This window comes from Pseudoalteromonas sp. SCSIO_11900, from assembly GCF_000576475.1.
Classification (GTDB): Bacteria; Pseudomonadota; Gammaproteobacteria; order Enterobacterales; family Alteromonadaceae; genus Pseudoalteromonas; species Pseudoalteromonas tetraodonis.
Genome location: NZ_KK070023.1, coordinates 1,778,060 through 1,789,850 on the forward strand (window position 1 = coordinate 1,778,060; position 11,791 = coordinate 1,789,850).

At 39.5% G+C, this 11,791-nt stretch carries 11 protein-coding genes, 1 tRNA gene and 3 pseudogenes; 12 read left to right on the top strand and 3 right to left on the bottom strand.

All coding sequences use genetic code 11. The features are described from left to right. Positions 1 to 49: 49 nt before the first annotated feature. Positions 50 to 346: a ribosome assembly RNA-binding protein YhbY gene (gene yhbY, locus BG00_RS08275; RefSeq protein ID WP_008112687.1), complete on the bottom strand. Its 297-nt coding sequence runs from the start codon at positions 344 to 346 to the stop codon at positions 50 to 52. Between the two features lie 88 nt (positions 347 to 434). On the opposite strand from yhbY, the gene rlmE reads away from it, so the two are divergent. The 8 genes and pseudogenes from rlmE to BG00_RS18535 all read left to right on the top strand — a co-directional run. Then, positions 435 to 1,064 carry a 23S rRNA (uridine(2552)-2'-O)-methyltransferase RlmE gene (gene rlmE, locus BG00_RS08280; protein WP_013465499.1) on the top strand — a complete coding sequence of 210 codons (630 nt, stop codon included), beginning with the start codon at positions 435 to 437 and terminating at the stop codon, positions 1,062 to 1,064. A gap of 66 nt (positions 1,065 to 1,130) precedes the next feature. Continuing rightward, positions 1,131 to 3,074: an ATP-dependent zinc metalloprotease FtsH gene (ftsH, locus tag BG00_RS08285; protein ID WP_036983413.1), complete on the top strand. Its 1,944-nt coding sequence runs from the start codon at positions 1,131 to 1,133 to the stop codon at positions 3,072 to 3,074. A gap of 95 nt (positions 3,075 to 3,169) precedes the next feature. Further along, the gene (gene folP, locus BG00_RS08290; protein ID WP_013465497.1) at positions 3,170 to 4,015 is read left to right on the top strand and encodes a dihydropteroate synthase; all 846 of its coding nucleotides are present in this window, start codon (positions 3,170 to 3,172) and stop codon (positions 4,013 to 4,015) included. Further along, positions 4,016 to 5,365, top strand: coding sequence for a phosphoglucosamine mutase (gene glmM / locus BG00_RS08295; protein ID WP_036981839.1), 1,350 nt, complete (start codon positions 4,016 to 4,018; stop codon positions 5,363 to 5,365). 72 nt (positions 5,366 to 5,437) lie between these two features. Then, positions 5,438 to 6,187 carry a triose-phosphate isomerase gene (tpiA, locus tag BG00_RS08300; protein ID WP_036981841.1) on the top strand — a complete coding sequence of 250 codons (750 nt, stop codon included), beginning with the start codon at positions 5,438 to 5,440 and terminating at the stop codon, positions 6,185 to 6,187. A gap of 1 nt (position 6,188) precedes the next feature. Next, positions 6,189 to 6,542 (top strand): preprotein translocase subunit SecG, encoded by a 354-nt coding sequence (gene secG, locus BG00_RS08305; RefSeq protein ID WP_036981843.1) that lies wholly within the window; start codon positions 6,189 to 6,191, stop codon positions 6,540 to 6,542. Positions 6,543 to 6,620: 78 nt separating this feature from the next. Next, positions 6,621 to 6,705, top strand: a tRNA-Leu gene (locus BG00_RS08310). A gap of 249 nt (positions 6,706 to 6,954) precedes the next feature. Next, positions 6,955 to 7,756: pseudogene (locus tag BG00_RS18535) on the top strand (methyl-accepting chemotaxis protein); the annotation flags it as partial. Between the two features lie 6 nt (positions 7,757 to 7,762). Here BG00_RS18535 and BG00_RS17335 read toward each other — a convergent pair. Together BG00_RS17335 and BG00_RS08325 are read right to left on the bottom strand one after the other, a co-directional pair. Then, positions 7,763 to 8,476: pseudogene (locus tag BG00_RS17335) on the bottom strand (IS3 family transposase); the annotation flags it as partial. A 4-nt stretch (positions 8,477 to 8,480) separates the two neighbouring features. Continuing rightward, positions 8,481 to 8,726: pseudogene (locus tag BG00_RS08325) on the bottom strand (hypothetical protein); the annotation flags it as partial. A 513-nt stretch (positions 8,727 to 9,239) separates the two neighbouring features. Between BG00_RS08325 and BG00_RS08330 the strand changes: the two are divergent. From BG00_RS08330 to BG00_RS08345, 4 genes are all read left to right on the top strand, one after another. Then, positions 9,240 to 9,710 carry a hypothetical protein gene (locus tag BG00_RS08330; protein ID WP_036981847.1) on the top strand — a complete coding sequence of 157 codons (471 nt, stop codon included), beginning with the start codon at positions 9,240 to 9,242 and terminating at the stop codon, positions 9,708 to 9,710. A gap of 55 nt (positions 9,711 to 9,765) precedes the next feature. Then, complete coding sequence (locus tag BG00_RS08335; protein ID WP_036981848.1) at positions 9,766 to 10,242, top strand: hypothetical protein; 477 nt, start codon at positions 9,766 to 9,768, stop codon at positions 10,240 to 10,242. 53 nt (positions 10,243 to 10,295) lie between these two features. Beyond that, positions 10,296 to 10,994, top strand: a complete 699-nt coding sequence (locus BG00_RS08340; RefSeq protein WP_036981849.1) for a fimbrial biogenesis chaperone — start codon at positions 10,296 to 10,298, stop codon at positions 10,992 to 10,994. 86 nt (positions 10,995 to 11,080) lie between these two features. Beyond that, positions 11,081 to 11,722 carry a fimbrial biogenesis chaperone gene (locus BG00_RS08345; protein WP_253861359.1) on the top strand — a complete coding sequence of 214 codons (642 nt, stop codon included), beginning with the start codon at positions 11,081 to 11,083 and terminating at the stop codon, positions 11,720 to 11,722. The last annotated feature ends 69 nt before the right edge of the window (positions 11,723 to 11,791 follow it).

Below are 11,791 nucleotides of genomic sequence, written 5' to 3' on the forward strand. Positions count from 1 at the left end.
AAAAAACCAGCAATGGCTGGTTTTTTTGTTTTACCTTTAAATGACCTTATTAGCCACGAGGTAATTGAATTTTTTTCTCAGGGCTTTGACGATAAAGCACAATCGTATGACCGATAGTCTGTAATTTAGTAGCCCCTGTTTCGCGAACAATGGCATCAAAAATAAGCTTTTTGGTTTCACGATCGTCTGTTGGCACCTTCACTTTAATTAATTCGTGAATTTCTAGTGCGCTTTGGATTTCAACTACTACGCCTTCGGTTAAACCGTTAGAACCTAGTAAAACTACAGGCTTAAGGCTATGCGCCTGACCTTTTAAAAACTGCTTTTGTTTGTTTGATAATGTCATGATATTACAAATTTTGCTGAATATGGCTTGAATTAAGGGTATTCTAACGCCATCTAGAGAATATTACTAATTAGTTGCGTGTTAATTTATGACAAATAAAAAACAGTCAGCCAGTTCACAACGTTGGCTTAAAGAACATTTTGATGATAAATATGTTCAAGAAGCGCAAAAAAAAGGCTGGCGCTCTCGAGCTGTTTTCAAATTAGACGAAATCCAAAACAAAGATAAGTTATTGCGCCCAGCGATGACCGTTGTTGATTTAGGCGCAGCCCCAGGGAGTTGGTCACAATACTTAGCTGAAAAAGTGGGTGACAAAGGCCAAGTGGTTGCGTGTGATATTTTACCTATGGACTCTTTAGCGGGTGTTGACTTTTTACAAGGCGATTTTCGTGAAGAAGCGGTACTTGATGCATTGTTAAAACGTATTGATGGTAAAAATGTAGATGTGGTATTGTCTGATATGGCACCTAACATGAGTGGCAATAACTCGGTTGATCAGGCAGGTAGCATGTACTTGGTTGAGCTTGCACTTGATATGTGCAACCAAGTTTTAAAGAAAAATGGCGCGTTTATTGTTAAAGTATTCCAAGGTGAAGGCTTTGATCAATATTTGCAAGATGTACGTAATAGTTTTAAAGCAGTGAAGATACGTAAACCGGATGCCTCGCGTCCCCGTTCTCGGGAAGTATATATAGTAGCGACTGGATACAAACTGTAGTACAGTTGCTTGGCGTTTAGTTGAATTTAAATTAATTGGATACAAGAGGTTAACCCCTTGAGCGATATGGCGAAAAATCTAATACTCTGGCTGGTTATTGCAGTAGTGCTTATGTCAGTATTTCAGAGCTTTAATGGCGGCGATCAAGTTGATCGTCAAACAAGTTACAGTCAATTTGTAAAAGACGCCCGTAGCGGCTCTATACAAGAAGTGTCTATCGAAAGTACTAGTGGCACAATTACTGGCATAAAAAATAGTGGCGAGCGTTTTCAAACCATTATGCCTATTTATGACAAAGACATTTTGAATGATTTGTTAAAAAGCGATGTGAACGTTAAAGGTGTTAAACCTGAAGAACAATCGTTTTTAGCAAGCATTTTTATTTCTTGGTTCCCTATGATCCTGCTTATTGGTGTGTGGATTTTCTTCATGCGTCAAATGCAAGGTGGCGGTGGCAAAGGCGCCATGTCATTTGGTAAAAGTAAAGCCCGCTTAATGAGTGAAGATCAAGTCAAAACGACCTTTGCTGATGTAGCTGGCTGTGATGAAGCCAAAGACGATGTAACCGAGCTGGTGGACTTTTTACGTGATCCTTCTAAGTTTCAGAAATTAGGCGGTAGTATTCCTAAAGGCGTACTTATGGTCGGTCCTCCAGGTACAGGTAAAACATTACTTGCTAAGGCTGTTGCTGGTGAAGCAAAAGTACCGTTCTTTACTATTTCGGGTTCTGACTTTGTTGAAATGTTTGTAGGTGTAGGTGCATCACGTGTACGTGACATGTTCGAACAAGCTAAAAAAGCAGCTCCTTGTATAATTTTTATCGATGAAATTGATGCGGTAGGGCGTAAACGTGGCGCTGGTATGGGGGGCGGCCACGACGAGCGTGAACAAACACTAAACCAAATGCTTGTCGAAATGGATGGTTTTGAAGGTAACGAAGGTATTATCGTAATAGCGGCAACTAACCGCCCTGACGTACTAGACCCTGCATTACTTCGTCCTGGTCGTTTTGACCGTCAAGTAGTGGTTGGCTTGCCTGATATTCGTGGACGTGAGCAAATCCTTAAAGTACATATGCGTAAAGTGCCATTAGGCGATAACGTAGAAGCGGCAGTAATTGCGCGTGGTACGCCTGGTTTCTCTGGTGCTGATTTAGCAAACCTTGTAAACGAAGCTGCACTTTATGCCGCACGTGGTAATAAACGTGTTGTAAGTATGGCTGAATTTGATGCTGCTAAAGATAAAATCATGATGGGTGCTGAGCGCAAGACCATGGTGATGAGTGAGCAAGAGAAAGAAATGACGGCGTATCATGAAGCGGGCCATGCTATTGTTGGCCGTATGGTGCCAGAGCACGACCCAGTTTATAAAGTATCTATTATCCCACGTGGCCGAGCGCTTGGTGTGACTATGTATTTACCAGAACAAGATCGTGTTAGTCACTCTAAAGAGCTTTTAGAATCAATGATTTCAAGTCTTTACGGTGGCCGAATTGCTGAAGCACTTATCTATGGTGAAGACAAAGTAACCACGGGTGCGAGTAACGACATCGAACGTGCTACAGATATTGCACGTAAAATGGTAACGCAGTGGGGCTTGAGTGAAAAACTAGGTCCGTTACTTTACGCTGAAGATCAAAACGAGATGTACATGGGTGGCGGCGGTGGTCGCTCTATGAGCATGTCTGATGAGACGGCGAAAGTAATCGATTCAGAAGTGCGTTTATTCTCAGACCGCAACTATCAACGTGCAGAATCAATATTGAAAGAAAACATTGATATTCTGCATGCAATGAAAGATGCACTAATGAAGTATGAAACCATTGATGCGAAGCAAATTGATGATTTAATGGCTCGTCAGCCTGTACGTGAACCACGTGATGCGCATGACCGTCATGAAGCTAAACCAGAAAAAAAAGGTGTTTCTAAAGACAAACCAGTTGATGAAGTACAAAAACCAGCTGATGAATCTAAAAAAGATGAAACAAACCTTGATGATAAAGCTGAATAATCGTTAAAATAACGTATCCAAAAGCCCCGAAGTTCGGGGCTTTTTTGTATCAGTTTGATGTTAATAACTAAAATTATCACATATTAAGGTTAGCGATGAATAATAAAATTAACCTTGCGCGCGGCCGAACGCTTGATTTTGCAGAGCCTGTAATTATGGGGATCGTGAATGTTACCCCTGATTCATTTTCTGATGGCGGTCAGTTCTTAAATACAACTGCCGCGCTGAGTCATGCGATGCAATTACTTGATGATGGTGCGACCATTTTAGATATCGGTGGCGAGTCAACACGCCCAGGCGCACCTGATGTTAGCCTTGAAGATGAGTTAAAGCGTGTTATTCCTATTATTAAAGCTATTCGTGAGCAAAGTGACTGCGTTATTTCAATCGATACCAGTAAAGCCGAGGTGATGCGCCAAGCGATTGAAGCCGGTGCTGATATTGTCAACGATGTACGGGCATTGCAAGAGCCCGGCGCAATCGATGTGGTTGCACAGTTTCCTGAGGTAGCAGTGTGCTTAATGCATATGCAAGGACAACCTCGTAGTATGCAACACGCTCCTCACTATAATGACTTAGCGGGTGAGATAAATGATTTTTTTAGCCAGCGAATAGCCGCATGTGAAGCTGCTGGCATTAAACAAAGCCAGTTAATTTTAGATCCTGGTTTTGGTTTTGGAAAAACACTAAAGCATAATTATCAAATATTGGCTCAATTTAACGATTATGCAAAATTGGGACTTCCTTTGCTCGCGGGATTATCGCGTAAGTCAATGATTGGTAAATTATTAAATAGAGACACAGACGATAGATTGGCAGGCAGTTTAGCTGGAGCACTGATCGCCGCACAAAACGGTGCACACATTATTCGTGTGCATGATGTAAAAGAAACCGCAGATGTGCTTGGCGTATATCAAGCCTGCAAACAAGGAGTACTTTAAATGAAAGAAAGAAAATATTTTGGCACGGACGGTGTGCGTGGTTTAGTAGGTCAAGGTCCTATTAACCCAGAGTTTGCGATGAAATTGGGTTGGGCCGCAGGGCGTGTACTCTCACTTCATGGCACTAAAAAAGTCATTATAGGTAAAGACACTCGTATTTCAGGTTACATGCTGGAGACTGCCCTAGAGGCTGGATTAATTGCAGCAGGTATTGATGTTATTCTTTTAGGGCCCATGCCAACGCCTGCAGTTGCTTATTTAGCGCAAACGTTTCGCGCTGAAGCGGGGATAGTGATCAGCGCATCACATAATCCTTATTATGATAACGGCATTAAGTTTTTCAATGGCCAAGGTTTAAAGTTAGATGATGAGGTAGAGCTAGAAATTGAAGCGATGCTTGACGAGCCTATGACCTGTGTTGCTTCTGACAAGTTAGGTAAAGCAACACGTTTATCTAGCGCTGATGGCCGTTATATTGAATTTTGTAAAAGCCAGTTTCCACAAGGGTTATCCCTTGAAGGAATTAAAATTGTTTTAGATTGTGCTAATGGTGCTACATACCATATTGCTCCTTCTGTAATGCGAGAGCTTGGTGCAGAGGTGATCACCCATGCATGTGAGCCAAACGGTGTAAACATTAACCATGAATGTGGCGCAACCCATGTTGACACATTAAAGCGTAAAGTACTTGAACACAAAGCTGATGTCGGTATCGCCTATGATGGCGACGGCGACCGTGTGATGATGGTTGATCATAATGGCCGCGTATTCGACGGTGATGATTTGGTTTATATTATTGCTTGCCAAGCTGCACAAGATGACAATTTAGGCGGTGGTGTTGTTGGCACGGTTATGTCGAATATGGGACTTGAAAATGCGTTAAAAGCAAAAAACATTGCTTTTGCTCGCAGTAAAGTCGGTGATCGTTATGTGATGGAACTGCTGCAGCAAAAAGGCTGGAAAATTGGCGGTGAAAGCTCAGGGCATGTGTTGAATCTAGATTTAATCAGCACGGGTGATGGCATCATCTCAAGCTTACAAGTACTTGCGGCTATGGTAGCACAAAACCGTACACTTCAAGACTTAGGATCCGGTTTTACTAAGTACCCAATGAAAATGATTAACGTACGTTACACTGCCGGTACTGATCCGACCCAAGCTCCAGAGGTGCTTGCCGCAGTTGCTGAAGTAGAGCAAAGCTTAGCAGATAAAGGGCGCGTATTACTGCGTAAATCAGGCACTGAGCCTGTAGTACGAGTAATGGTTGAAGCTGAGCAAGAAAAAATAGTAATAGATAGTGCACAGAAAATAGCAGCGGTTGTCGAATCTATGAGCAAACAAACTGATTGATAACAATAACCTCTTGTAACTTTGGGCGAGTCGAGTTAATATCTCGCCCGCTTTCTAATGTGGAGTGGAAAAATGGCAGCACGCAAAGCGATGGTCGCAGGCAACTGGAAAATGAATGGTTCATTAGAACTCGTTCAACAACTGTCTGATGCTATTAACGATGTTAAATCTTCTGAAGTAAACATTGTTTTATTTCCTCCGTTTCCTCTAGTCCCAGCAATGATTGCAAGTGGTGTAACAACAGGCACGCAAACAGTGTCTGAGAATACCCCAGGTGCGTTTACTGGTGAAGTAGATGCAGAGCTAATTAAGCAGCTAGGTGCGAAATATGTACTGGTTGGTCACTCTGAACGACGCAGTATATATAAAGAAAGCAATGATACCGTTGCTGCAAAATTTGCTCGCGCGCAACAAGTAGGTCTAACGCCTATTTTATGTGTTGGCGAAAGCGAAACAGAGCAAGAAAGCGGTCAAACAGAACAAGTAGTTGCTGCGCAGATTGACGCAGTAATTAATAAATTAGGTGTAGCAGCACTAAAAGAATCTGTGATAGCATATGAGCCCGTTTGGGCTATAGGCACAGGTAAGACTGCATCGCCTGAACAGGCACAAAGCGTTCACAAATTTATCCGTGACAAAATTGCTGAACTAGATAGCGATTTAGCACAAGGGCTAACCATCTTATATGGTGGTAGCGTTAATGAAAAAAATAGCGAATTATTATTTGCGCAAACAGATATAGACGGCGGCCTAATTGGAGGCGCAAGTTTAAAAGCAGAATCATTTACTGCTATCTGCAATAGTGCAAAAGGGACCGTATAAGATGTACGAAATTTTATTAGTAGTGTATTTAATTGTAGCTTTAGCGCTTGTTGGTATGGTTTTGATCCAACAAGGTAAAGGTGCGGACATGGGGTCATCATTTGGTGCCGGCGCATCGTCTACAGTTTTCGGTTCTTCTGGGGCTGGAAATTTCATGACGAAAACAACAACGGTACTAGCTACAATCTTTTTTGTGCTTAGTATTGTGTTAGGTAACCTAACTGCCGGTCAAATTAAAAAGACTGACGAATGGGAAAACCTAGAAGCGGCTCCAGCTGTTGAAACAGTGACTCCAATTGAAGAAGATGTGCCAGTAACATCAACTAAAGAGCAAAGCTCTGACGTACCAAATTAATTTAGTTTTAAATCGTTAAGTTGTTTATTTCCCTCAAATAAACATGCTGACTTAGCACTAAGCAATAGCTTAAAAAATGCGGATGTGGTGGAATTGGTAGACACGCTACCTTGAGGGGGTAGTGCTTTCGGGCGTGGGGGTTCAAGTCCCCCCATCCGCACCAAATACAAAAACCAGTAACAGCAATGTCACTGGTTTTTTTGTGCCTAAAAATTTAAAATATTAAACAACTCTTTTAGGAGTAATGTTGATCATTGAGTAGAACACTCTATATTTCAGTTGTTAGTGTTTACGAACGAATGTTACGGTATTTAACTTTATGTATAAAAAGCGTCTAAAGTTAAAAATAAAGTTAACATTTCTGCATCTTAAGCCGATAATAACTATAGATAATTAAACGGAGTAAATGAATATAGCTTCAGGTTTCTCTTTTAAAAACCTCAGCATAAGTAAGAAATTCATGCTATGACCAGTATCGCTGTAGTCGCATTTTTAGTAATTGTTTTAATCAATTACTTTGCAATGAATGATAATAGGGCTGCACTTGATGAAATGGAAAAGCTTTCCTATCAAGTTGCTAAGCTTACTTCTGCTAATGTAAGCCTGTCGGAAAACTCGATGAGCTGTATACGTAGCCGTTACATTTGACGAGCAAGAGTTAATAGAGAAAGCTGTTAATATATACAACACATTAATCAGCAACATAAGTGCGGTTGAGCAAATAAACGCTTCGTATATTCATAGTGACACAAAAGTTCAGTTAGCATATTGCGAAAAAATATCATCAAATATTGCAAACGGTATGGTAAATGGTACGGCCGACTTTAGTAAAATCCAGCAACAGGCGCAAAGAAAAGCATCGCTGTACAATGATGTGCTTGAAAAATTTAAAGTAGCTCAGGCAAAAGCAGATGCTCACTTTTTTAAGTTGGTTGCAAGTACTAAAGAGCGCTCAGATCAGGCACTCACATTGATGCTGGTAGTATCTATTGTGTCGTTAATTTTATGGCTATTAGCAAGTGATACCGCGAATAACCTCAGTTTACTGGCAAATGGTAAAGGATCACTGAGCACTAATCTGCGCGTAAATTCAGAGGATGAAATTGGCTAAGTATCAATCAAGTTCAACTCCTTTATGGCCCTTTTGAAAAAACTGTACTTGAAGTAATCGCGGTGTGTGAAGCACTAATAGAAAAAACTCAACTCGCTTAGTGTTCTATTCAACTCCAGCCGGACACTTTTCTTAAAGAATTTTCATACCCTACTGGTGGCTGATCGTTACTAGCTAAGTGCAGGCTTTCCAGATTGTATTATTTCATATATTTAGTAACGACATTTTTCATGTGCTCACGCGTTGGCTGAGCCACTTTTAGCAACCAATCATGTTCCAAGCCGCCAAAGAACCTTTCAACAACAGCGTTATCCCAACACGCCCCCACATCATCCATGCTTGCTCGCATACCATAATGCTTTAATAGGTTGCGATATCGCTTAATTGTATACTGAGACCCTCTATCAGAATGAAATACCAAGCCTTTGGTTGGTTTTCTTAGGTTACAAGCCCTAGTCATGGCTTTCATTACTAAATCAGTCGTCATACGTTTATCAATATGCCAGCCAACAATTCGGCGAGAATATAAATCCATTACAACAAGGTACATCTAGCCTTCGCCAGTTTTCAGGTATGTCACGTCGCCAGCCCAAATCTGATTGGATGCTACCGGGTTAAAGTTTTGGTTAAGCAAATTATCTGCAACTGCATCAGAGTGTTTACCCTTAGTTGTTACTTTATAAGCTACTCGTTGTTTAACCACTAAATTGAGCTTCGCCATTAACTTTCGCGTTTTGTAGCGTGTTATTTTTAAACCTTCTTTGCGTAAGTTTTTACATAGCTCACGGTAGCCTAAGCTTTCTCTGCTGCGTTTAAACAGCGCTTTGGTTCTGCCACAAAGATGCAGCTCTTTTGGCCGTTATAAGCTTTGCTGGAAGGTCAGCTGAGAGTTGCAAAGCGAACTTACTCTCGTTTTTAAATGAGATTTCATCGTCATACCCGTATAAGGTTTGATCACTGTCTAGACTCTTTCCACCCACTATAGAAGCAAATCCATTTATACGAACTTCAGCGTTTGTGTAACTAGATGCAAGTGCGGCACATATTGCTACTGCTACAGATAGCTTTTTCATATGTATTTCCTATTTGTTATTTAAATGTTGATTTTAGGAGGGTTATAGAAGTGATTTTAATATTTATCTAATAACTTTAGCTAGTTAGTAAAAAAAGAAGTGAGCATTTAGTTTATATTAAAGTTTACAATTGTTAGTTTTAAGGTTTTCGTAGTTAAAGCTTTTGATTTAATTGAAGTTCAAAATCATTTGAATTTATTAAAGTTGTTTAGTTCATAATTTATAAAATAGTAAGTGCTGTTTAGATGATTGTTTATTTCTGATTTATCTTATGTTTTTCCTGTTTATAAACATTAAACATAGCGCTTTAGCGGATTATAACAAAGTGGTGAAAATTAAAAGGCGACCATTATCGGCTAAGAATAACTTAAATGTTTATACCAAACGGTATGCTTAGTTACAGTGTGTTTAGTCTTACTCCTTGTTTCGTAATCAAATAACAACTTCCTAAACCTGAATTTTAGCTTAACATTACCACTGTATTAGCAAGGTAGTTCAAAGGAAGTGACAGTGATGAAGAGACTAACATGGTTAGTATTATGTTGCTTTGCATCCAATGCATATAGTAACGATGAAGTAAGTATTACATTGGTGGGGCATATTTCTCCAGTGTGTGAATTTACCTCACAAAATACTAATCTAGAGTTTTCTTCTAATGGCGTTGCTAATACTTCATTAGAGATTAACTGTAATTCGCCAATGCGAATATCAATGCAGTCAATTAATGGCGGTTTGAGTCATGAGCAAAGCAGTAGAATAAGTTCATATAATATTAACTGGTCATTGGAAGGTGCCAACAAAAGTGTGTCTGTATCGGCACAGGCAACCAAATCGACATATAGCTTTAATATTGATGATATCTTATTTAATAGCATTGCTGAAATTCAGTTAACTCTTGATGAACCCTTAATATATGCAGGAAGCTACCAGGATGTGATCCGCATAGAAATGACACCATCAGTAGTATCGGGTGGCGTGCTTTAAACGCACATTTATTTAACAAAACAAACTATATGTCACATGGATAAGGAATATAACAATGAATAAACTAATCGTAATTTCAGCAATCGCAGCACTATCTTCAGGTTCAGCACTAGCAGAAAACTTAAATGTAGGTGGTGCCGTTGAGTCTGTATGTGAAGTAAGCAATATTGCAACAACACACTACTTTCCAGCTCTTGCGTTAGGGAATACAAAAACAGTTAATTTTGACTTGAAATGTAATGATGTGGATGGTGCAACACTTACTTTAACTACTTCTGAGGGACACCTTCAAAACGCTGATCACGAAGATAGAGGTGTAGGATACACTGCTCATTTAACAGCAGGTCCTTATGACTTTACTTTGTCAGCTGAAGATGGCATCAATGATCAGAGTGCTTTTCAAAGCAATGGTGGAAGTAACACATTAGCAACGACAGGCGTCGCAGGAATGATTGACTTAGAAGTAACTCAGACACCGGTATACGCAGGTACGTATGCTGATACGCTAATGCTGACTGTTACGGCAAATTAAAGTTAAATCAAAAGGCAGTGGTTATCCACTGCCTTTATTTAGGAGGGAATTCTATGCATATTTTACTTATATTTATATTTTGTTTGTTTTCATTTTCAGTTAATGCCTTTCAAGTCAGGCCTATGGTAGCCGATCTCAGCGCTCAGGGGAGCCAATCACAACAAACACTTCGAATCATAAACCCATCGGATAAACCGCTAACAATTGATGTTTCTGCCTTTAATATGAGTATAAGTGATACGGGTGTTGAGTCTTTAGAGATTAACGAAGAAGATTTCTTAATTATTCCTATGACTACGATTATCCCACCAGGGAGTAGTCAATCGGTCATTGTTCGTTATATTGGTGAGCCTATAATTGAGCACTCTAAGTCTTATAGAATCACTGTAGAGCAAGTGTCGGTTGATTTGAACAATAGTGCCCAATCTGGTGTTGGTATGTCACTTAGTTTTAGAACGCTCTTTAACGTTGTTCCCGATAATGCTAAAGCTAACCTAATAATAAAAGAGAAAAAACAATTAGCAGAAAATCAATGGGGTGTGTCGTTAGAAAACCAAGGGAATAAATATGTTCGCCTTTCTAAAGCTCAGTGGAATATTAAATCTAAGGGTAAAGTGTTAACTTTAGAAGGAATGGATCTAAGTAGAGCCCTATCAGGTAAAATTTTACTTCCAAATTCAAAAAGCAATATTTCAATTTCAATACCAAAAGAGTTTCAAGCTGCTGATAGTGAGTTAGAGGTAATATTCTAATGTTTTATGTTCAGTGGTTCTCCCGATGTTTAATGATACTAATATGTAATATTTCTATTTCGGTAGAGGCTCTGGAAGTGACACCTATGGTGATCACATTATCACCGGAACAACCCTCAAAAATACCTTCTAGTTTTATTTACAATCAATTACCTAGAGAGATTGCATTTGATATTGAAGTGTTTGAAATTAATTTTTCTGAATCGAGCTCATCGTTAAAAAAGCTGGAAGATTCTCCATTATGGGTCTTTCCTCCCTCTTTATTTTTACAAGAGGGGCAAGGCCAGAAAATTCAATTTAGGTGGGTTGCAGAGAAGCTTCCGAAACATGATAAAAGTTATCAAGTCAGTTTAGTTGAGCAGCCTTTGGCTTCTAATATTGGTAGTGATACCTCACAACTTAAAATATTAATGAATGTAAATTTAGTTGTTCACGTAAACAGGGATATATATTCACCTAACTTAAAAATACTGACTTCTAAACTAGAAAAAGGGGAGCTTTTAGCCCAAATCAAAAATGAAGGAGAGGGGGCTGCGCGACTCAGTGACTATAAAATTAAAGTAACTACAAATAAATCCGTTGTAACTACTTTTGAAAAACACGCTTTATTGGAGAAGGGGTACGATGTTTTTTTTGCACCTTATGCCACACAGACCATAAAAGTTAAGCTACCTGAAAATATTGAGAGCCGTGAGGTAGAGCATTTAAGTTTAGATTTAGTGCAATGAAAACTTCAGCAGTGTTCCTCTTCGCTATATTTTTTTTACCACTTAACGTGTTAGCAAAAATAAATCCTT

Bases quoted from the DNA above. Each gene is read 5' to 3' on its own strand.
- yhbY (WP_008112687.1), bottom strand. From the start codon at position 346: ATGACATTATCAAACAAACAAAAGCAGTTTTTAAAAGGTCAGGCGCAT.
- rlmE (WP_013465499.1), top strand. From the start codon at position 435: ATGACAAATAAAAAACAGTCAGCCAGTTCACAACGTTGGCTTAAAGAA.
- ftsH (WP_036983413.1), top strand. From the start codon at position 1,131: ATGGCGAAAAATCTAATACTCTGGCTGGTTATTGCAGTAGTGCTTATG.
- folP (WP_013465497.1), top strand. From the start codon at position 3,170: ATGAATAATAAAATTAACCTTGCGCGCGGCCGAACGCTTGATTTTGCA.
- glmM (WP_036981839.1), top strand. From the start codon at position 4,016: ATGAAAGAAAGAAAATATTTTGGCACGGACGGTGTGCGTGGTTTAGTA.
- tpiA (WP_036981841.1), top strand. From the start codon at position 5,438: ATGGCAGCACGCAAAGCGATGGTCGCAGGCAACTGGAAAATGAATGGT.
- secG (WP_036981843.1), top strand. From the start codon at position 6,189: ATGTACGAAATTTTATTAGTAGTGTATTTAATTGTAGCTTTAGCGCTT.
- BG00_RS08330 (WP_036981847.1), top strand. From the start codon at position 9,240: ATGAAGAGACTAACATGGTTAGTATTATGTTGCTTTGCATCCAATGCA.
- BG00_RS08335 (WP_036981848.1), top strand. From the start codon at position 9,766: ATGAATAAACTAATCGTAATTTCAGCAATCGCAGCACTATCTTCAGGT.
- BG00_RS08340 (WP_036981849.1), top strand. From the start codon at position 10,296: ATGCATATTTTACTTATATTTATATTTTGTTTGTTTTCATTTTCAGTT.
- BG00_RS08345 (WP_253861359.1), top strand. From the start codon at position 11,081: ATGGTGATCACATTATCACCGGAACAACCCTCAAAAATACCTTCTAGT.